Source organism: Kosakonia sp. BYX6, from assembly GCF_038449125.1.
In the GTDB taxonomy this organism is placed as follows: domain Bacteria; phylum Pseudomonadota; class Gammaproteobacteria; order Enterobacterales; family Enterobacteriaceae; genus Kosakonia; species Kosakonia calanthes.
This window is the reverse complement of sequence record NZ_CP151800.1, coordinates 1,436,785-1,457,319: the sequence shown is the minus strand read 5'-3', so window position 1 is coordinate 1,457,319 and position 20,535 is coordinate 1,436,785. Positions and strand designations below refer to the sequence as shown.

15 protein-coding genes and 3 tRNA genes are annotated in these 20,535 nt (G+C 56.0%); 9 read left to right on the top strand and 9 right to left on the bottom strand.

All coding sequences use genetic code 11. The features are described 5' to 3' along the window. Positions 1-221 precede the first annotated feature (221 nt). On the top strand, positions 222-1,694 hold the full coding sequence (locus AAEY27_RS06820; protein WP_342324137.1) for a PLP-dependent aminotransferase family protein: 1,473 nt from the start codon (positions 222-224) through the stop codon (positions 1,692-1,694). Positions 1,695-1,722: 28 nt separating this feature from the next. Here AAEY27_RS06820 and AAEY27_RS06815 read toward each other — a convergent pair whose 3' ends face one another. The 7 genes from AAEY27_RS06815 to AAEY27_RS06785 are packed head-to-tail and all read right to left on the bottom strand — an operon-like array spanning position 1,723 to position 9,754. Continuing rightward, a complete protein-coding gene (locus AAEY27_RS06815) occupies positions 1,723-2,991 on the bottom strand; it encodes a Zn-dependent hydrolase (RefSeq protein ID WP_342324135.1) in 1,269 nt (422 codons plus the stop codon). A 1-nt stretch (position 2,992) separates the two neighbouring features. Continuing rightward, entirely contained in the window at positions 2,993-4,165 is a 1,173-nt protein-coding gene (locus AAEY27_RS06810; protein WP_342324134.1) for an amidase, read from the bottom strand. A 14-nt stretch (positions 4,166-4,179) separates the two neighbouring features. Continuing rightward, the gene (locus AAEY27_RS06805; RefSeq protein WP_342324133.1) at positions 4,180-5,190 is read right to left on the bottom strand and encodes an ABC transporter ATP-binding protein; all 1,011 of its coding nucleotides are present in this window, start codon (positions 5,188-5,190) and stop codon (positions 4,180-4,182) included. Continuing rightward, complete coding sequence (locus AAEY27_RS06800) at positions 5,180-6,223, bottom strand: ABC transporter ATP-binding protein (protein ID WP_342324132.1); 1,044 nt, start codon at positions 6,221-6,223, stop codon at positions 5,180-5,182. Before AAEY27_RS06800 ends, AAEY27_RS06805 begins: the two co-directional genes overlap by 11 nt. A gap of 4 nt (positions 6,224-6,227) precedes the next feature. After that, entirely contained in the window at positions 6,228-7,121 is an 894-nt protein-coding gene (locus AAEY27_RS06795; protein ID WP_342324130.1) for an ABC transporter permease, read from the bottom strand. 2 nt (positions 7,122-7,123) lie between these two features. Then, complete coding sequence (locus AAEY27_RS06790; RefSeq protein WP_342324128.1) at positions 7,124-8,077, bottom strand: ABC transporter permease; 954 nt, start codon at positions 8,075-8,077, stop codon at positions 7,124-7,126. An 18-nt stretch (positions 8,078-8,095) separates the two neighbouring features. Continuing rightward, a complete protein-coding gene (locus AAEY27_RS06785) occupies positions 8,096-9,754 on the bottom strand; it encodes an ABC transporter substrate-binding protein (protein WP_342324126.1) in 1,659 nt (552 codons plus the stop codon). A gap of 389 nt (positions 9,755-10,143) precedes the next feature. Between AAEY27_RS06785 and AAEY27_RS06780 the strand changes: the two genes are divergently transcribed. The 4 genes from AAEY27_RS06780 to AAEY27_RS06765 all read left to right on the top strand — a co-directional run bounded on the left by AAEY27_RS06780 (position 10,144) and on the right by AAEY27_RS06765 (position 14,524). After that, positions 10,144-11,262: a YbdK family carboxylate-amine ligase gene (locus AAEY27_RS06780; RefSeq protein WP_342324124.1), complete on the top strand. Its 1,119-nt coding sequence runs from the start codon at positions 10,144-10,146 to the stop codon at positions 11,260-11,262. 225 nt (positions 11,263-11,487) lie between these two features. Beyond that, positions 11,488-13,395: a methyl-accepting chemotaxis protein gene (locus tag AAEY27_RS06775; RefSeq protein ID WP_342324122.1), complete on the top strand. Its 1,908-nt coding sequence runs from the start codon at positions 11,488-11,490 to the stop codon at positions 13,393-13,395. A gap of 73 nt (positions 13,396-13,468) precedes the next feature. Next, on the top strand, positions 13,469-13,711 hold the full coding sequence (locus AAEY27_RS06770; protein WP_342324120.1) for a DUF1158 family protein: 243 nt from the start codon (positions 13,469-13,471) through the stop codon (positions 13,709-13,711). A gap of 213 nt (positions 13,712-13,924) precedes the next feature. Then, positions 13,925-14,524 (top strand): nitroreductase family protein, encoded by a 600-nt coding sequence (locus tag AAEY27_RS06765; RefSeq protein WP_342324119.1) that lies wholly within the window; start codon positions 13,925-13,927, stop codon positions 14,522-14,524. 84 nt (positions 14,525-14,608) lie between these two features. Here the strand turns inward: AAEY27_RS06765 and AAEY27_RS06760 are convergent, their stop codons facing one another. Then, on the bottom strand, positions 14,609-16,180 hold the full coding sequence (locus tag AAEY27_RS06760) for an alpha/beta hydrolase-fold protein (protein WP_342324118.1): 1,572 nt from the start codon (positions 16,178-16,180) through the stop codon (positions 14,609-14,611). A 154-nt stretch (positions 16,181-16,334) separates the two neighbouring features. Here AAEY27_RS06760 and AAEY27_RS06755 point away from each other — a divergent pair, with 154 nt between their 5' ends. Further along, positions 16,335-18,491, top strand: a complete 2,157-nt coding sequence (locus AAEY27_RS06755; RefSeq protein WP_342325490.1) for a TonB-dependent siderophore receptor — start codon at positions 16,335-16,337, stop codon at positions 18,489-18,491. Positions 18,492-18,554: 63 nt separating this feature from the next. Here the strand turns inward: AAEY27_RS06755 and gltX are convergent, their stop codons facing one another. Next, on the bottom strand, positions 18,555-19,970 hold the full coding sequence (gene gltX / locus AAEY27_RS06750; RefSeq protein ID WP_342324117.1) for a glutamate--tRNA ligase: 1,416 nt from the start codon (positions 19,968-19,970) through the stop codon (positions 18,555-18,557). Positions 19,971-20,225: 255 nt separating this feature from the next. On the opposite strand from gltX, the gene AAEY27_RS06745 reads away from it, so the two are divergent. The 3 genes from AAEY27_RS06745 (at position 20,226) to AAEY27_RS06735 (ending at position 20,534) form a co-directional block, all read left to right on the top strand. Beyond that, positions 20,226-20,301 (top strand) — tRNA-Val (locus AAEY27_RS06745). A 41-nt stretch (positions 20,302-20,342) separates the two neighbouring features. Further along, positions 20,343-20,418: transfer RNA gene (locus tag AAEY27_RS06740), tRNA-Val, on the top strand. A 40-nt stretch (positions 20,419-20,458) separates the two neighbouring features. Further along, a tRNA-Val gene (locus tag AAEY27_RS06735) sits at positions 20,459-20,534 on the top strand. Position 20,535: the final 1 nt, after the last annotated feature.

Below are 20,535 nucleotides of genomic sequence, written 5' to 3'. Positions count from 1 at the left end.
TATTTAATGTGCCAGACCGGAATATCCCAGGTGTGCTGGAAGCTTTGCAAGATATATGCCGAAACGCTAAGTCGTTCGGTTTTTGTGACTGCGTTTTTACAATAGGGAGCCTTGCGCTTTTCTGAATAGAGCCAGATTTTGCTAATCTTTGTGTCAGTTGCCAGGAAGCTGGTATGGAATTTGCTCCATTTAAAAGAGCGATATATCCAGAGGAGTGCAGCATGATTCGTCATCTACTGAATGTGAATTTTGATGGTCAGCGCGGGTTGCAAGAGCAAGTGCGTGAATCGCTAATCAACGCCATTCTGAGCGGTATTTTCCCCGCCGACACTCCCCTGCCCTCGTGTCGACAGCTCGCCAGCCAGCTCAATGTCTCGCGCAATACCACCGCGCTGGTATTCGAAAGCCTGGTCAACGAAGGCTACCTGCTGAGCCGCCCGCGCAGCGGTTATTACCTGCACCCGGATTATTATTCGACCGGTTTTAGCGGCGGGCAAAACGCCGCGCCTGCACCTGAAAGCGAAAGCCTTGCACCACAGTGGGGCAACCGCCTGAAAATCACCCCCAGCCAGCAGGAGTCGATCCTTAAACCCGCCGGCTGGATGCACTATCGCTACCCGTTTATTTACGGCCAGCCCAACACGCAGCAATTCCCGCTGGTCACCTGGCGCGCAGCGGCTAACTGGTTGCACGGCGGCGTGCGCGACCCGGCCTGGGTGGTCGATCATATCGATCAGGATGTGCCGATGTTGATTGAGCAGATCCGCACGCGCGTGCTGCCCAAACGCGGGATTGTCGCCGCGCCCGACGAGATTTTGATAACCCTCGGTTCGCAAAACGCGCTCTATTTGCTGACGCGCCTGTTGATGTCACGCACGACGCGTGTGGCGGTCGAGAACCCCGGTTTTCGCGAAGCCATTAACACCTTTTTATTGAGCGACACGCAAATTGTGCCGCACGCGGTGGATGACGAAGGTTTGGTGCTGAATGAAACACCGTGCGATTACTACTATGTGACGCCGGGTCACCAGGTGCCGACGGGCGTGACGATGAGCAAAGCGCGCCGCACGCAGTTGCTGGATTATGCCGCGCGCCACGACGCGGTGGTGATTGAGGATGATTACGACTCGGAAAGTAACTTTATGCAAAACCCGCTTCCGGCGTTGAAAGCCAACGATCGCAGTGGGCGGGTGATTTATGTCAGCAGCCTGTCAAAAGCGCTGTCGCCCGGCTTGCGGCTTGGGTTTATGGTCGCCGCACCGGAAATCATTGATGAAGCGCGCGCCCTGCGCCGCCTGGTCTATCGCCATCCGCCAACCAATATTCAATACCAAATGGCGCACTTTCTCGCCCAGGGCCACTACGAAACCCATTTGCGCCGCTACCACGACGATTCCGCCCGCCGCTGGGATTGCCTGCACAACGCGTTACGCACCTATTTGCCGGAGTGCCAAACCATGGCGGGCAGCGAACATGCCAACGCGTTCTGGCTGCGCACGCCGGAGCACATCAGCACCCAGCAACTGACCTGGCGCGCCGCCCATGCAGGTGTGTTGATTGAGCCGGGCGCGCGGCATTTTCTTGACGCCGCGCCGCCGGAAAACTTCTTTCGCATGGGTTTTCACGCCATCAACCCGGAAGCGATTGCACCGGGTGTCGAAGTGCTGCGCGGACAACTGGCGCAGCTTTGTTAACAGCCTCTCCCCTGCGGGAGAGGGTGGTTTAGCCTACTTTCGCGTATTCCATCACCACTTGTAACAGCACATTGGCGCCGGCGGTGACGTGTTCGGGGGAGGAATATTCAATCTCGTTATGGCTGATGCCGTCTTTGCAAGGAATAAAGATCATCCCGGTCGGCGCGAGATAGCTCATGTACACCGCGTCATGCCCGGCACCGGAAACAATCGGGCGCGACGGGTAACCCAGTTGCTGCGCGGCGCGGGCAATAGCGCGCTGGCAATCTGTGTCAAACGGCACGGCTGAAAAATGGCTGACCTGCTCCAGTTTCACGCTAAGCCCGCTCTCCTGCACAACCGTTTCAATGAAAGCCTGTAATTGTGCGTCCATCAAATCCACCGCCGCATCGCTGATATTGCGCATATCAACCGAGAATTTCACTTCGCCCGGCACCACGTTGCGGCTATTCGGGTGCACCTGCACCATGCCAACCGTGCCGCGCCCTTGCTCGCTGCGCCCGGCAATCGCCACCACTTCTTGCATAATGCGCGTGGCGACCTGCAACGCGTCCTGACGCAAGTGCATCGGCGTTGGTCCGGCGTGGGATTCCATCCCCGTAACGGTGCAGTCATACCAGCGGATACCGAGCACGCCCTGTACCACGCCAATCACTTTTTCCTCTTCTTCCAGAATCGGCCCCTGTTCGATATGCGCTTCAAAATAGGCCGCAATCGGATGATCGCCCGGCGTTTGCGGGCCAACGTAACCAATCTTTTCCAGTTCCTGCAACACGGTTTTGCCATCGGTGTCGGTCGCGGCGTAGGTTTTCTCCAGCGGGAACACCCCGGCGAAAACGCCTGACCCCATCATCACCGGCACAAAGCGCGAGCCTTCTTCGTTGGTCCAGAACACCACTTCGACGGGCGCTTCGGTCTCAATTTGCAAATCATTGAGCGTGCGCACCACTTCCAACGCGGCGAGCACACCGAAGTTGCCGTCAAATTTACCGCCGGTCGGTTGGGTATCGATATGGCTGCCCGCTACTACCGGCGGCAGGTTCGGGTTGCGCCCTTCGCGGCGCATAAAGACATTGCCGATTTTATCGATGGTGATACTCAGCCCGGCGGCTTTGCCCCAGCCGATCACCAGATCGCGCCCCTGGCGGTCGAGATCCGTTAAGGTCAGGCGACAGCAGCCGCCTTTCGGCGTGGCGCCAATTTTGGCCAGTTCCATTAAGGAATCCCACAGCCGCTCGCCGTTGATACGGCAGTCAGCCAGTGTTTGTGCATCGCTGTTGAGAACATCGCTGGTCATCTTATTCTCCCTGCATAAAAGTGGTGGCCATCTCGACCAGTAAAGCGTCGCTGCCGCACGGGCCAAGCAGTGAAATGCCGAGCGGCGCGCCGTTGAGGCTGGTGACCGGAATGTTGATCTGCGGGCGGCGCGTCAGCACGGCAATCAACAGCAGATCGTGGGAGATACGGCGCGTCACTTCGATCTCTTCCGGGGTGGCGCTTAACAGCGGCGCGATATCCGGTACTGTCGGTAGCACCAGGATGCGGTTGCCAAGCTGTTCCTGCCACCAGGCGGTGAATTCTTCGCGCACGCGGCACGCCGCTTCGAACTGCGCGTCGGTCACTGCGCTGCCCCAGGCGAAACGCTCGGCGACATCCGGCCCCAGTTGCATACCCAGTTCTTCGATATTTTTGCCCTGCGCTTGCCAGGCTTCATAACCCTGAATTTGGCGAAACGCCATATACGCGGCTTCGCGCTCCGGCAGCGGCGCATCCAGCGTAGTGATGGCACCAAAGCGCCCGGCGAGTTGTTCCCGTACCGGCAACAACGCTTGCTGGCTGTGATCGGGCAAACTGGCGAATAAACTTTCATGGCAGGCCAGTTCGATGGTGTCCGGTGCATTGCTGTCGGCGCCCAGTAGGCAACTTGCCGCCGCGCGGAAGGCTTCTGGCGTGCGGGCGAAGAAACCGCAGGTGTCCATGGTGGCGCACAGCGGCTGGCAACCGGCCAACGAAATCCGCCCGTGGGTCGGGCGCAGACCAAACAGGCCGCAATAGCTGGCAGGCGTGCGCACGGAACCGCCGGTGTCGGTGCCAAGCGCGATATCGCACAGGCCATTGGAAACCGCCGACGCCGAACCGGACGACGAACCGCCAGGAATACGCAGCGGTGCGGCGCCGTTGCGCGGTGTGCCGTAATGGATATTCAGGCCGCTCATCGAGTAGGCCAGTTCGCTGGTGTGGGTTTTGCCAATAAACCGTGCGCCGCCATCAAGCAGCTTCTGCACCGCCGGTGCGGTGGTGGTTTTGATGCCGGATGCGGCGAGAATATGGGGATTGCCGCCGCCGGTGGGATACCCGGCGACATCAAACAGATCTTTAGCGGCAAAGGTTAACCCACAAAGTGGGCCACTTTCCGCCTGAGGTACGGCGGTAATGGGATAAGGCATAAAAGCGCGGGCAGAGTCCTGCATATGACCTCCTCGGGTCAGGCATAAGCCTGTTGCGGTGTGATGTCGGCCGACAATTCACGCCAGCGGTAGCAACTGACCACATGGCGCTCGGCGACCTGTTCGGTAATGGGTTGTTGCTGCGTGCAGTCCGGTTGCGCGTGCGGGCAGCGGGCGGCGAACGCACAGCCTGGCGGCAGCGCGGCGAGATCCGGCGGCGAACCGGGAATACAGTGCAGCGCATCGCCTTTTTTCAGCCCCTCTTTCGGGCGGCTGCCCAGCAACACGCGGGTGTAAGGGTGACGCGGGCGGGCGAGAATTTCGCCGATCGGCGCTTCTTCAACAATGCGCCCGGCGTACATCACCGCGACACGATCGGCAATTTCCACCGCCGCGCCAATGTCGTGGGTGACAAAGATAATCGACAGATCGCGCAGCTTTTGCTGTTCGCGCAACAGGATCAAAATCTGGATTTGTACCGTGGCATCCAGCGCGGTGGTCGGTTCATCCGCCAGCAACAATTGCGGGTTACACGAGAGTGCCAGCGCAATCATCGCGCGCTGGCGCATACCGCCGGACATTTCATGCGGGTAAGCCTCCAGCCGACGTTCAGGGCTGGGGATGCGTACCTGGCGCAGCGCGTCGAGCGCACGGGCTTTCGCCTCACTGCGCGATAAGCCTTCATGCCGTTGCAACCCTTCCATAATTTGCTGGCCGACGGTGTAAACCGGGTCAAACGCCAGCAACGGCTCCTGGAAAATCATCGCGCAGGTTTTGCCGCGATAATGGCGCAACTGGCGAGCGTTCATTGCCAATACCGCTTCACCGCCCACGTTCATGGTGCCGCTGAGAAAACTGCTTTTCGGCGGATGCAGGCGCATCAACGCGCGCAACGTCACGCTTTTGCCGGAACCGGATTCACCGATCAGCGCCATCACCTCGCCTTTGCGCACCTCAAACGACACGCCGTTGACCGCGTTGATGGTTTGCCCGTCACGGCGAAACTCGACCTGTAAATCGCGAATGTGCACATAGGCTTCAGGCGACATGGCTGACCTCCTCGACAGGAATATCACGGTGATACGGCGAATCCGGCTGCGCCATCAGACAAGCGCTTTGATGCCCTTCCCCCACTGTTTCCAGTTTGGGTTTTACCTGCGAGCAGACCGCTTTGGCATGCGGGCAACGGGTGTGAAAACGGCAGCCGGAAGGCGGTGAAATCGGGCTTGGCGGATCGCCGGACAGCGGCGAAACCAGTGTGCGATTGTTCGGATCCATCGACGGCATCGAACTGAGCAGCGCGCGGGTGTACGGGTGCGCGGAGCCGGTAAACAGCGCTTCCGAGGGGCCGATTTCCACCACTTCGCCGAGATACATCACTAAAATCCTATCCGACAACCAGCGCACCACGTGCAGGTCGTGGCTGATAAACACATAGGTAAGATCGAGCGTGCGTTTGAGTTCCAGCAGCAGTTGCAGCACCTGCGCTTCAACGGATTTGTCCAGCGCCGACACCGCTTCGTCGAGGATAACCAACCGGGGTTTCATCGCCAGTGCGCGGGCAATATTGACGCGCTGGCGCTGACCGCCAGATAACGCATGCGGGTAGCGATGGGCGAAACGCGCCGATTCCAGTCCAACATGCGCCAGCAGGTAACGGGCGTATTCGTTCGCTTCTTTGCGGCTGATGCCGTGCACCTGCTGACCAAATGCGATGCTCTCTTCCATGGTCATGCGCGGGTTCAACGAGGCATAACTGTCCTGAAACACCATCTGCACCTGGCGGCGATAAGCTTTCAGCGGCAGCCGTGAGGAACCGACCGCTTCACCGTCGAACACCAGTTCGCCGCTGTCCTGGTTGAGCAGTTGCATCAGCAGCCGCGCGGTGGTGGATTTGCCGCAGCCGGATTCGCCGACCACGCCAAGCGTTTCGCCTTTATGCACTTCGAAACTGACGTTATCCACCGCCTGCACCACTTCGCGCCCTTTACGCGCGCCGAGGTGGAAATGTTTCAGTAGGTTATTGACGCGCAGCAACGGTTGCGCCGGGCCGCCGATATCGACATTGATAAAAGGTTGCATCGCGTTACTCCTTGATCGCCATCGCGGCGCGCAGGCGATCCGCCAGAATATTGAACGAAATCGAGGTGATAAAAATCATCATCCCCGGCAGCGCGGCCACCCACGGTTGGGTATAAATGGCGGTGCGCAAGGTGTTGAGCATCAAGCCCCACTCCGGTTCGGGTGGGCGCACGCCCAGGCCGAGGAAAGAGAGGCCGGAGGCGAGGATCATGCACACGGAAATCAGGCCAGTGGAGAAGACGAAAATCGGCCCCAGCACATTGCCCAGCACCTGCACGCGAATAATGGTGAAACTGCTCGCGCCGGTCGCGCGGGCGGCATCGATATAATCCATATGCCTCACCTGGGCGGTGACGCTTTCGGCGATGCGCGCCACCTGCGGCACAAACACCAGCGTCAACGAAAGCAGCGCGTTACCAATCCCGGCGCCCATGGCGCCCGAAAGCGCAATGGCCAGCAGTACCGAAGGAAAGGCGTAGAAAATATCAATGGTACGCATGATAAGCGTGTTGGTTTTGCCCCCGGCATAGCCCGCGATCACGCCGATTGCGCCGCCGATAAAAAAGGCGAATACCACCGGCACAATGCCCATAAACAGCGACAAACGGGTGCCAAGGATCAGCCGCGAGAGCATATCGCGGCCTAACTCATCGGAGCCGAGCGGGAAGTTGTCCGTGCCGATCGGTTTCAGGCGCAGAAACATCGACGTCTGGTAGGGATCTTTAGTTATCAGCCACGGACCGAACAGCGCCAGCATTAACAGCAGCAGAATGATTGTGCCGACCACCACGCCGGTGGGATCGCGCAGCAACCGGGCGCCAACACCGCGCCAGTAGCCTTGCGAGGCCGCAACCGGTGTGATGGCAACGTTGATTTTTGGGGTTACGCTATCCACCATCTTCAGCTCCTTTTAATGCGCGGGTCGAGGGCGGTTTGCAGCACATCCACCAGCAGATTGAGCAACACGAAGAACAACGCCAGCACCCAAATCGTCCCTTGCAATAACGGCAAATCGCGCTGGAAGATGGCCGAGTTAAGCAGTAATCCGGTGCCCGGCCAGGAAAAGACCGTTTCCACCAGAATCGAGCCGCCCATCAGGTAACCGACTTGCAGCCCCATCACCGCCAGCGCAGTGGGCGCGGCGTTTTTCACGACATGCAAAAAGATGCGCGATTCGTTCAGCCCACGGGCGCGCAGGCCGACAATAAACTCCTGGCTGAGGATATCCGCCACCTGCGAGCGCACGGTGCGGGCGATAATGCCGGTAGGAATGACCGACAGCGTAATGGCGGGCAGCACCATAAATTGCAGATGTTCCCAGTCCCACTGCCAGCCGACTTCGCCAATCGGCCCGCCGCCGGTGGCGGGCAGCAGCGCGAACTTCACGCAGCAAATGATCACCAGCAGCATGCCGAGCCAGTAGTGCGGCACGCTGACGCCGAACACCGAGAGCAGCGACGCCAGCCGGTCGATAATGCTGTTGCGAAAATAGCCCGCGACAAAACCAAACAGGCTGCCGAGCACAAAGCCAATCAGTGTGGCCAGCAGCGCGAGGCGTAATGAGTAAGTGACGGCGTTCATCACTTCGCTCATGACCGGACGCCCGGTCGCCACCGACATCCCCAAATCACCGTGCAGCGCCCGCCACAGCCAGTGCGCAAATTGCACCGGCAGCGGTTTGTCAAACCCGTAGGCCTGCATCAGCGTCTGGCGCATCGCTTCCGAGGCGTCCGGCGGCATCACCGACACCAGCGGGTCGCCCGGCGCGATTTGCACCAGCAAAAAACAGATCACCGCTACCCCCAACATGGTGGGGATAGCCAGCAAAACGCGGTAAAAAAGTGTGCTGATCATGGCCTCTCCTTACAACGGTTACTCTTTCTTGCTCACCAGACTTAAATCGATGAACCAGCTCTGCGGCTGCACCACGCCGGTGACCGCCGGGGAGATGGCGCGCGGGCCAACATCGTGGGCGACAAACAGGAACGGCACTTGATCCACCAGCGCGGCATGCAATTCACCGGCGGCTTTGTCCATTTCAGCCGGGGTGAAGGCGTGTTTGACGGCAACGGCGAGTTTTTCCGTCTCCGGCGAGGTGAAGTAACCCCAGTTGGTGGCGGTCGGCGGGAAGGCTTTTTCGGTGGCGAAGCGGATCATGCCGAAGTACGGGTCGGTGACGGCGGCGCTGACGTTGATCGCGTTGACGCCTTGCGCGGAAGGATCTTTCGCGCCAAGACGCCAGTTGGTGAACAGCGTGTTCCACTCGTTGACTTTGATATCCACATTGAAGAAGCAGCTTTTTAAGCTCTGTTGGATGTATTCGTTCATCGGCAACGGCTGCATCTGCCCGGAACCGGAAGCCGACGTCGCCACGGTAACGTGCAGCGGTTTGCTTTCGCTGTAGCCCGCTTCGGTCATTAATTTCCGTGCGGCATCAGGGTCGTATTTGATCTGGAATGTCGGTTTGCCGCGCCACGGGTTGCCCTCTTCATAAATGCCCGTCGCTTCCGACATATAGCCGCCGAGATAGCTTTTTAACTCCGAACGGTTGAGACAGAGGTTGGCGGCTTTACGCACGCGGATGTCGCGCCACGGCGAACCTTCCAGAAAGGAAAATTGCCACGGCCAGACGTGCGGCTGAGTGTTGGAATAGATTTTAAAGCCTTGAGCTTTGATCTGATCGACGGCATCCGGCGCGGGCGCTTCAATCCAGTCGACCTGTTTTGACAATAACGCCGCCGTGCGAGCGTTGGCTTCCGGCAGCGGAATCAGCACCACTTTGTCGACGCGCGGAATGCGATTTTTGTCCCAGTAATCCGGGTTTTTGGCGAGGATCAGTTGCTGGCGCGGCACCAGTTTTTCCAGTTTGAACGGCCCACTGCCGACCGCCTGTGAAGCGAACGTGGTCCACGCTTGTTTGCTGCGCGCGGCGGTATCGCCTGCGGAAGCGGGCACCGCGTCGTAGATTTTCTGCCACGCCGTTGGCGAGACAATGAACAAGTTGGTGATGTTGTACGGCAACAGCGCGTCCGGCTCGGAGGTGGTGAGCGCGACGGTGTGATCATCAATTTTTTCGGCACCGGTCAGCGTCGGCATGCGCGATAAGGTGTTGCCGATTTGCCCTGGCGCGTATTGCGGCGCGGCTTTATCCAGCACTTTGCCAACGTTCCAGACAACGGCATCGGCATTGACTTCACTGCCATCGTGGAATTTCACGCCCGGTCGCAGGGTGAAAATCCAGCGGCTCTGGTTTTGCGGGTCAACGTGCCATTCGGTCGCCAGCCCCGGCACCAGCCCGCTCGGTTTTTCGCCTTGCGACAAATCCCACTCAACGAGCGCGTCATATAAAGGAATGCCGGTAAAGCGATTACCTTCATAGCCCTGGTCCGGCTGGCCTAAGGTTAACGGGATATCCGCCGCCGTCATTGCAATACGCAAAGTGGAAGCCTGCGCTTGAGTGACGCCCGCCAGCGCCAGCATGCTTATCGCGACAGCCAGACGGTGTTTACGCCAAAAAGATTGATTAAGCATCACGTTGTCCCTGTTAAATAATTGAGAGATTTAACAGGCAAGATACATACCAGCTGGCTAAACGCGAATAACTGTCATTTGGGTGGGGTTATTATCAGAAAGGGTTATCACTCAGCGCGTTATGCGCTTTTACAAATAATAGATGTGTATAGTTTGGCGATATTTCGCACCGGGTTTGGGAAAAATGTTGCAAAAATGCACCATTAAATCGTCCGTTAATTGGTTTCGAACCGATATTATTTTCCCCGACGTCTGATTATTAAATCTTTTCATGATCATGCCGCCATTATTAGCAGCAGGTGCGAAGGAGAAAAAACCCCGCGTTTGCGGCAGGCAAGTTTGGCTTTTCACTTCCATACTCAAACAAAACCGATGAGTAAGGGATGATTATGCCACTGCCTGATTTTCATGTTTCGGACCCGTTTACCCTTGGCATTGAACTGGAATTACAGGTTGTTAACCCACCCGGCTATGATTTGAGCCAGGACTCGTCGCGGCTGATCGAGGCGGTAAAACACCAGGTTAGCGCCGGAGAGGTTAAACACGATATCACCGAAAGCATGCTGGAGATTGCCACCGGCGTTTGTCGCGATATCGGCCAGGCGGCGCACCAGTTTTCAGCCATGCAGCACGTTATTCTGCAAGCAGCGTCGGAAAACCATGTGCAGATTTGCGGCGGCGGTACGCACCCTTTCCAGATATGGCAGCGCCAGCAGGTGTGTGAAGATGAGCGTTATGCCCGCACGCTGGAGATGTTCGGCTATTTGATGCAGCAGGCGACAGTGTTTGGTCAACATGTGCATGTTGGCTGCACCAACGGTGACGACGCTATCTATTTATTGCACGGTCTTTCCCGTTTTGTGCCGCACTTTATCGCCCTTAGCGCCGCCTCGCCGTATATCCAGGGCACCGACACCCGCTACGCCTCGTCGCGCCTCAATATTTTCTCGTCGTTTCCGGATAATGGCCCGATGCCGTGGGTGGCGAACTGGCAGGAGTTTGAAGGGCTGTTTCGCCGTTTGAGCTACACCTCAATGATTGAAAGCATCAAAGATTTGCACTGGGACATTCGACCCAGCCCGCATTTTGGCACCGTCGAAGTGCGGGTAATGGATACGCCGCTGACGCTGTCGCACGCCATCAGTGTCGCCGGGTTTATTCAGGCGCTGTCGCACTGGTTGCTGGCTGAGCGGCCATTCAAACATCAGGAGCGGGATTATTTGTTGTATAAATTCAACCGGTTTCAGGCCTGTCGCTTCGGGCTGGACGGCATCATCACGGATGTTCATACCGGCGAGCAGTGTACTATCGCGGAAGATTTATCGCGGCTGCTGGAGAAGATTGCGCCATCGGCGGACAAGCTCAACGCCAGCAGCGCGCTGGATGAACTGACCAATGTGGTAAAACGCGGTAAAAGCGAAGCCCAACTGATGCGTGATTTTGTCGCCGATGGCGGATCGCTGATTGGGTTGGTGAAAAAGCATGCCGAGATTTGGGCTGCGGGCTGAGTGTTTATTTGCCCATCCGGTTTATAACGCCCCAAAATTATTTTCACTGGGGGCGTTGTTATCTATTTCTCGGTAAGCAACGATATTTCTCATCTTTATCACCACAAAGTACCGACCGCACTCAATATAATTGACGAATATCAACAAGACCTGCATTAGAAATAGATCAAACAACCTCTTCTCCGGTAATAAACAAAAGAAAACATGGAATAGAGGAAAATATATATGAAATGGATTTACCGTTTATCAATGAAGTCGAAATTATCATTGGCACTAACCCCTTTATTATTTGCACTTGTCGGGTTAACGACCGAGGGTATTGTGGAGCGTGTTGAAACAGGCCAGCAGATGCAAGCTATCATGAACTTAACGAAGCTAACGAAAGGTGCCAGTAACGTTATTCATGCATTACAAAGAGAGCGCGGATTAAGCGCGGGTTATTTAGGAAGTAATGGCCAAAAATTTAGCGAGGAGTTATCAGAGCAATATTTTACTTCAATGAACACTATTGATAAATTTACCGCCGAATTAAATCAATTTCATGTACAGGATGCGAATAGCGATATTCGCTTTGCTCTCGAAAAATTTCGCGAGCATCAACAAAAAATGGAAATATTTCATCAGCAAATCCGCGCCCAAAGTGTCAGCAGAGCGGAATACCTGGAGTGGTATAGCACCATCATCAATGATTTGCTGAATGTTGTCGGCGGCATTAGCCAACTAACCGAAAACGGTGACATTGTGAATCAACAGGCGGCTTATTACAGCATGCTAAACGCCAAAGAACAGGCAGGCGTTGAGCTCGCGCTGATGTCGAATGTCTTCTCCGCCGATCGCTTTACCGACAAGCAACTCCATCAACTTCATGAAGTCGTCGGCAAACAACACGCCTGGCTCGCAGCAGCGCACGCCTTCAATACGCCGGCGGTCAACGATAACCTCACCGCGCAACTTCAATCCCCACAAGCGACGCAAGCGCTTAAACTGCGCCAGTTGGCAATCGACCACGAGGAAATGGGCGGTTTTGGCGTGGTGCCAGCAGACTGGTTCAACGCTCAGACAAAGCGGATTAATGGCCTTAGAGTTGTGGAAGAAGCGGCAGAAGATACGCTGATATCTACCGCGCAACAGCTTGCCAGTGAAAATCGCCACGAAATGATTATTTTTGCGGTGATAAGCCTTGCCGCGCTGATTGTGGCGCTCGTTTCCGCCGTGCTGGTGGCGAGAAGCATTCACCGCCAGTTGCACCACTCGCTGGCGACCATTGAAGAGATGGAGGGCGACCTGACACAGCGTCTGGATGTACCCGGCAGCGACGAACTCTCACTGCTTAACCGCGCCTATAACCAGGCGATCGAAAGCATTGAGCATATCGTGAGCGAGATCAAACACGGTGCTGGAGTACTACGTAAAGCAAGTGCCGAAATTGCCGACGGTAACCAGGATCTGGCGTCGCGAACCGATGAGCAAGCCGCTTCGCTGGTTGAAACGGCAGCAAGCATGAGGCAGATTTCGGCCGCTGTGAACCAGACCGCCGATAACGCCATTGAAGCGAAACGCCTGACTGAAGAGATGGAGAAACAGGTGCAGGAAGCCAGCCGCGTGGCGGGTGAAGCGAGCCTCAGCATGACGGCCATTCGTGGTTCCAGCGAGCATATCTCCAGCATTGTGGGTTCTATTGATGAGATCTCGTTCCAGACCAATTTGCTGGCGCTCAACGCCGCGGTAGAGGCCGCTCGTGCCGGTGAACTCGGTAGAGGCTTTGCCGTTGTCGCTACGGAAGTACGTAAACTCTCGCAGCGCTGTGCCAACGAAGCGCAGCAAATCCGTGCGCTGGTGAATAAAAATATGGAGCAAATCGAGCAGGGTGTAACGTTGGTACAAGACTCTGACCGGACGTTGCAATCGGCAAAAGCCAACACCGGGCAAATGCTGGCATTTGTTAGCGACATTGCGCAAGCCGCCAGCGAGCAGTCGTTAGGGGTGGCGCAAGTGCATGAAGCGCTGAATCAACTGGAGCAGGTAACCCAGCAAAACGCCGGGCTGGTGGCGAGCGCCGCCACTGCCAGTCAATTACTGGATCAACAATCCGAAACCATGAGCAAACTGGTCGACCAATTTGTTGTTGCCTGATTGACGGTCGGGGAACGTTGCGCTCTGGCGCGCTTTCCCCGACAATGCGGTTTTTCATTAGCGATTAACACTTATGAAACACCCCCTCGAAACGCTGGTCACCCTGGCCGGTATTCTACTGATGGCCTTTATCTCCGTACTGCTGCTTCCCGCGCCGTCTCTTGGCCTGCAACTGGCGCAAACGCTGATGCAGCGTTTCCATCTACTGGATTTGAATCAACTTTATACCCTGCTCTACTGCCTGTGGTTTTTGCTGCTGGGCACCATTGAATTTTTCGTTTTGCGGTTTGTATGGAAGCGCTGGCTCGCGGTCTGACAAAGCACAGATGATTCCAGGTTCATTCTAATTTTTTGAACGTTAACGGCAAATAGTTCAGCTTTTCCTTATCGCTTCGTCGGCCTATGCTTTTTAGCAACAAGACATTAGATACGACGAATCATGAACGCATTGCAGAAACTTTTTCGCGCTCTCTTTCCGCAAACCGCTGGCAACAGCACAGCGGAAGTGCAGTTAACTTCAGGAGGAATCATGTCAGACAATTTTCTCGCTTTAGCAACACAACGCCGCACCATTTATGCCCTCGGGAAAGATTTGCCGTTGGCTGACGATGTTGTCATTGAGACCATCAAAGAAGCGATTCGCCAGGCACCGTCGGCGTTTAACTCGCAAAGCTCCCGCGCCCTGATCCTGCTGGGTAAAGAGCATGAGCAGTTCTGGGAATTGACCCGCGCACAGCTGAAGAAAATCGTGCCGGAAGAGAATTTCCACGCCACGTCGCAGAAATTAGACGGTTTCGCGGCTGCCGCGGGTTCGGTGCTGTTCTTTGAAGATCAGGATGTGGTCACCCGCTTGCAGGAGCAGTTTGCCGCTTACGCCGACAACTTCCCGGTGTGGTCAGAACACAGTTCTGGTATCGCGCAATACGCCGTATGGCTGGCGTTGGCAGAGAAAGGCATTGGTGCAAACTTGCAGCACTACAACCCGCTGGTGGATGAAGATGTTCAGCGTACCTGGAATATTCCGGCGAGCTGGAAACTTCGCGCGCATATGAACTTCGGTTCGATTGCCGCGCCGGCAGGCGACAAAGCCTTTATGGAAGACGAAAAACGCTTTGTGGTTGCAAGGTAATTCGTAGGCCCGGTGAGCGTTGGTGCCACCAGGCAATTAAAGCGCCATCACGCTTAATGCCTGATGGCGCTTCGCTCATCAGGCCTATAACGACGATCTCTGGCCGGTAAAATCCCGCATTCCGGCCACCAGTGCTTCGACCCAGGCCGCGTAATCATGGCCGCTAGACCACGGGTGGAAACTGGCCGCATAACCTTTTTCTCGTAGCACCTGTTCAAACTCAATGCTGTTTTTAAAGATACCGCCGTCCTGCCCTTGCGCTTCAAAACGCCCGGCCTGCAGCCAAAAACGCAGCGGATAGCGCGGTGATTGTTGATACTGACGCGTCAGCCAGCCTGGCGCTTCGCCTTTTGGCGCCCACCAGTAAGAACCTGACAAGCTGAGCACATTGCCAAATAAGCGCGGGTAGCGTAGAGCCACCCACGAAGAGGCCAGCCCGCCGTAACTCGCTCCCGCCAGCACCGTTTTATTGCGCGTTAACGCCATGCCTCGCTTGCGTAGCCAGGGGATTAGTTCTTGCCCCATAAAGTCAGCAAAGTTGGCATTCGGCGGCAGTTCTTTGCCGCGCCGCCGGTGGTCGAGGCTGTCGATAAACACAATGTTGATGGGCGGCAATGCATGGCGGGCAATCAGGCCATCCAGCACATTGGCGGCGTGGTATTCGTCCTGCCAGGTTTGCCCGTCAAACAGGATCAGCGTCCAGCGCGCAGGCTGAGAAGCGCGGGGACGGTAAATGATGATTTCCCGGCTGTTGCCCAGACGTTCGCTGTAAAACGGCTGGCGTGATAACACGCCATGGCGCACCGGTTCTGCCATCGCCTGAGTGGAAAAATAACGCGACGGTTTTAAATCCAGCAGCGAAGCGCGGTTCCAGCGATCGTTCATGCCCTGGGCCAGGGTGTGCGGATTGAGCGGATCGGCCTGCGCGGTGACGAGGATCGCACGACGTTGATCGCGCGGGCTACCGTCGACGTTGGGCACATCCGGCGCCAGTTTGTACTGCATGCGCGTGTCGGCAGGCACGACGTAACTGCGAAACCAGACATCTGAATGGGCAAGGCGAAATAGCGGATCGTGATCGCCAGCCGGCGAACCGAGGATAAAGACATTGCCGCGTGCGCCACGCCACAAAAAGGTGACGCGCTTATGGCTGCTATCAACCGGTTCAACAAGTGGCGTCCCTGTCTGCTTTATCTCTTGCCAGAAAGCGTCCGTCGTGCCGCCAGCGGCAATTTCGCTTGCCAGTTGCTGCAAGCGCGGGCTAACCGGCGTCAGGGTTTGCGGGCGCGACAGCGGCGTGGTTTCTTTCATATGCCAGGAAAAACGCCAGCGCACACCTTCATTGCCGTGCAGCACCAGCGATGAGGGTTGTCTAACGGGTAATGAAAACAGCAGGGATTGCTCGCCATCCGCCGGGCCGCCTGCCAGCAGTTCGCGCAAACGGCGGTTTTGTCCATCAAGCAAATACGCATCGGTCACACCAGAAACGCTCGCCGACACATAATTTTCGCTCAGCGCAGGAAGTTGAAAACAGACTTCGCCACTGGCGTCAAACTTTCCTTGTTGCTCCCCCTGAACTGTGGTGGGTTGACAATTTTCAGCCATCGCCGGAACCGCGCTCAATCCAATCAGTAAGCCGCTTAACGCCATTTTCATTGCAAAAACATCCCCCTATACAATTGGAAACAACGCTAATGCAAATGGTTACCATTTGCAATACCATCTGTTTCGGTGATGATCTTTGCCCTCACATTCACATGCTGAATGGCGGGCTTTAAATGGCACTGACAAAAACGGGACGTTTTGAATGATTTTTAACAACAACAAGATAATGCAACTCTGGCTGCTTAGCCTGGCGGCAAGCAGCGTCAGCACGTCGGTGTTGGCGGAAAGCACCAATGAAGAAACGCTGGTTGTCACGCCCGGCGCGGCAGAAGATCCTACCGGGCCGCTGAAGGGAATTGTCGCGACCAAAACCTTGTCGGCAACCAAAACCTCGGCGGATTTGGTGAAAACGCCGCAATCGGTTTCAGTGGTCACCCGCGATCAAATGAAAGCGCTGGATGTGACATCCGTTTCCCAGGCGCTGCGCTACAGTGCGGGCGTGTTTACTGAATACCGGGGATCCTCCAACCGCAACGACGAATTGTATGTACGCGGCTTCAGCTATGTGCCGAAATTCCTTGATGGCCTGAGCTATGGCGCAACGGCTTCGTCGCAAACCGGTTCGCTTGATACGTGGCTGCTGGAGCGCGTGGAAGTGGTGCGAGGCCCGGCGTCAGTGCTGTTCGGCCAGGTTAACCCCGGCGGACTCGTCAGCATGACCAGCAAACGCCCGACCAGCGAGCCAATCCACAGCGTGCAGTTTCGCACCGGCAATAATCATCTGGCGGAAGGTGCATTTGATTTTGGCGGCAAGCTGAGCGATGACGGGCGCGTGTTATACCGCGTTAACGGTATTGGCCGCACGCAGCGTAACCAGGTGGACGATTATAAAGAGACGCGCATGGCAATTGCGCCGTCCATCACCTGGTTTCCCAACGATCAAACACGCTTTACGTTGCTGACCAGCTACCAGAAAGACCCGGACGCGGGCTATCGCAACTTCCTGCCCTACTACGGCACGGTGGTCAGCGTGAATGGCCGTTATGTGCCGCGCGATTTTAACGTCAGCGACCCGAGCTATGATCAGTCCTGGCGCGAACAAGCCATGATCGGTTATGAGTTTGAGCATCAGTTAAACGATGTGTTCACCCTGCGCCAGAACGCTCGTTACGCCAGCATCAAGCAGAAATATCGCTATCTGGTTTATGCCACAAGCCCAGCCAACAGCAGTGTGTTAACGCGCCGCGCACAACATGAAACACGCGATACCGATGAGTTCGGTCTGGATAACCAGCTTGAAGCGCGATTCGCCACCGCCGACATTGATCATACGCTGCTTACAGGCCTGGATTATAAATCGGACCGCGATCGCCAGACGTTAAAGCGCGGGTCCGGTACGCAATACGATCTGGACTGGACGAACCCGGTTTACGGCGTGCAAGTGGATGAAAGTACCTTCAGCACGATGACCGATGAGCAGCAAAACCTCGATCAAATGGGGATTTATTTGCAAGATCAGTTGAGCTGGAACAACTGGGAACTGCTGCTTTCCGGGCGTTACGATTGGTCGGAAGTCCGCACCCTGGATTACACGACAGCGGATGGAAACACGCAGCAGAACGACAGGAAATTCACCTGGCGCACCGGGTTGCTGTACGCGTTTGATTTCGGTTTATCGCCCTATATCAGTTACAGCACCTCGTTCGAGCCGAATCTACAAACCAACCGCGCGCCAGGCATTGCGCCGTTTGCGCCAACGACGGGCAAACAAACGGAAGTGGGCGTGAAGTATCAGCCGGTTGAAAATACGCTGATGTCGCTGGCGGTGTACGATTTGCATCAAAACAACGTGCCAACCTACAACAGCAGCGAAGGTTGGTATGAAAACGCGGGCGAAATCCGCTCCCGAGGGTTGGAAACGGAGCTGCATTCCACGCTGTATGACAGCCTGAACCTGATTGCCTCGTACACCTACACCGACGCGGAGAATGTCAGCACAACGGTTGCCGGAACCAAAGGCAAAGCGCCGACGCGTGTTCCCAAACATATGGCGTCGATCTTTACCAGCTACACACTGCCTTCTGGCCCGCTGAAAAGCCTGACGGCGGGCGTCGGGATGCGCTATATCGGTACCAGCTATGGCGACACACAGAATACCTTCAAAGTGCCGTCTGTTGATCTGTATGACGCGATGATCGGCTACGACTTGGGCGAACTGAACAGCCGCCTGAAAGGGGCAAACGTGCAGTTTAACGTCAACAATATTGCCAATACCAAATATGTCGCGGCATGCGGTGGCAGCACGGCCTGTTTCTACGGCATTGGCCGCACGATGACGGCGACAGTCAGCTACGCCTGGTAATTTCAGCGCATAAAAAAGCCGCCTCAGTGAAGGCGGCTTATTCATTATGAAAACCGAAGGCAATTACTGCTGGCTTTCGCGTTCAGCAATAAAGCCCAGCGCTTTGTTGATGCGTTCAATGCTGCGGGACTTGCCAATTGCGTGGACGGTGACGTCAAGCGCCGGAGACTGACCCGCGCCGGTAACGGCAACGCGCAGCGGCATACCCACTTTGCCCATGCCCACTTCCAGCTCATCGGCGGTCGCCTGAATGGCGTGGTGAACGTTTTCAGCGGTCCAGTCGGTGATAGCAGCGAGTTTGTCACGCACCACTTCCAACGGCTGACGCGCAACCGGGCGCAGGTGTTTTTTCGCGGCATCGGCGTCGAACTCGTCAAACTCTTCGTAGAAATAACGGCAGCTTGCCGCCATCTCTTTCAGCGTTTTGCAGCGCTCGCCCAGCAGTTTCACCAGTTCAAACAGTTGCGGACCGGTTCGGGTGTCGATTTTTTCCTGCTCGATATGCCATTGCAGGTGCGTCGCAACATATTCCGGCGGCAGCGTGTTGATGTAGTGGTGGTTCAGCCACAGCAACTTATCGGTGTTGAAGGCGCTTGCAGATTTGCTTACCGCACCCAGGGAGAACAGCTTGATCATCTCTTCACGGGTGAATATTTCCTGATCGCCGCTGGACCAGCCCAGGCGCACCAGGTAATTCAGCAGCGCTTCCGGCAGATAGCCGTCGTCGCGGTATTGCATCACGCTGACCGCGCCATGGCGTTTGGAGAGTTTTTTGCCATCGTCGCCGTTGATCATAGAAACGTGGGCATACACCGGAACCGGCGCATTCAGCGCTTTCAGGATGTTGATCTGGCGCGGCGTGTTGTTGATGTGGTCTTCGCCACGGATCACGTGTGTAATTTCCATGTCCCAGTCATCAACAACAACGCAGAAGTTATAGGTCGGAGAACCGTCGGTACGGCGAATGATCAGGTCATCAAGCTCAAGATTGCTGAACTCGATCGGACCACGGATCTGGTCGTCGAAAATAACGGAACCGTCCTGCGGGTTGGCGAAACGCACCACGCAAGGTTCATCAGCAGCGTGATGTGAATGATCGTGGCGGCAACGGCCGTCGTAACGCGGTTTTTCGTTGTTCGCCATCTGCGTTTCGCGCAGTTGTTCGAGGCGCTCTTTCGAGCAGTAACATTTATAGGCAGTGCCGGCTTCCAGCATCTCGTCGATTACTGCGTTGTAGCGATCAAAGCGTTTGGTCTGGAAGTACGGACCTTCGTCCCATTCCAGGCTCAGCCAGTTCATGCCATCCATGATGGCTTCAATTGCTTCCGGTGTGGAGCGTTCGAGATCGGTGTCTTCGATACGCAGCACAAACTCACCGCCGTGATTACGGGCAAACAGCCAGGAGTAAAGAGCAGTACGCGCGCCGCCAACGTGCAGATAGCCGGTGGGGCTTGGCGCGAAGCGAGTTTTGATTTTCATGAAATGGCCTTACGTTGATAAAGATGCCGACCGTCGGCAGTACCTGAAAAGAAGTGGGCGATATTCTATCACTGTGGGCTGATTCCTCAATGTTGTTGCCGCAATGACGGGTTTATCGGGTTATTTTGTTTATAAATCATGCTCTCGCGATGGTTTACACAACGGTTTGTCTAATTTTACGACGAACGAACAATTTCTTTTTAAAATGCGTTGACTCATTTTCAACTCTCCCTATAATGCGACTCCACACAGCGGGGGTGATTAGCTCAGCTGGGAGAGCACCTCCCTTACAAGGAGGGGGTCGGCGGTTCGATCCCGTCATCACCCACCACGATTTTAGTGGTTCCCGCAGTGTAGATAAGAATGAGAAGTGGGTGATTAGCTCAGCTGGGAGAGCACCTCCCTTACAAGGAGGGGGTCGGCGGTTCGATCCCGTCATCACCCACCACTTTCTCACCAGCAAATTCTTATCTGTGAAGTACCGAAGTGGGTGATTAGCTCAGCTGGGAGAGCACCTCCCTTACAAGGAGGGGGTCGGCGGTTCGATCCCGTCATCACCCACCAC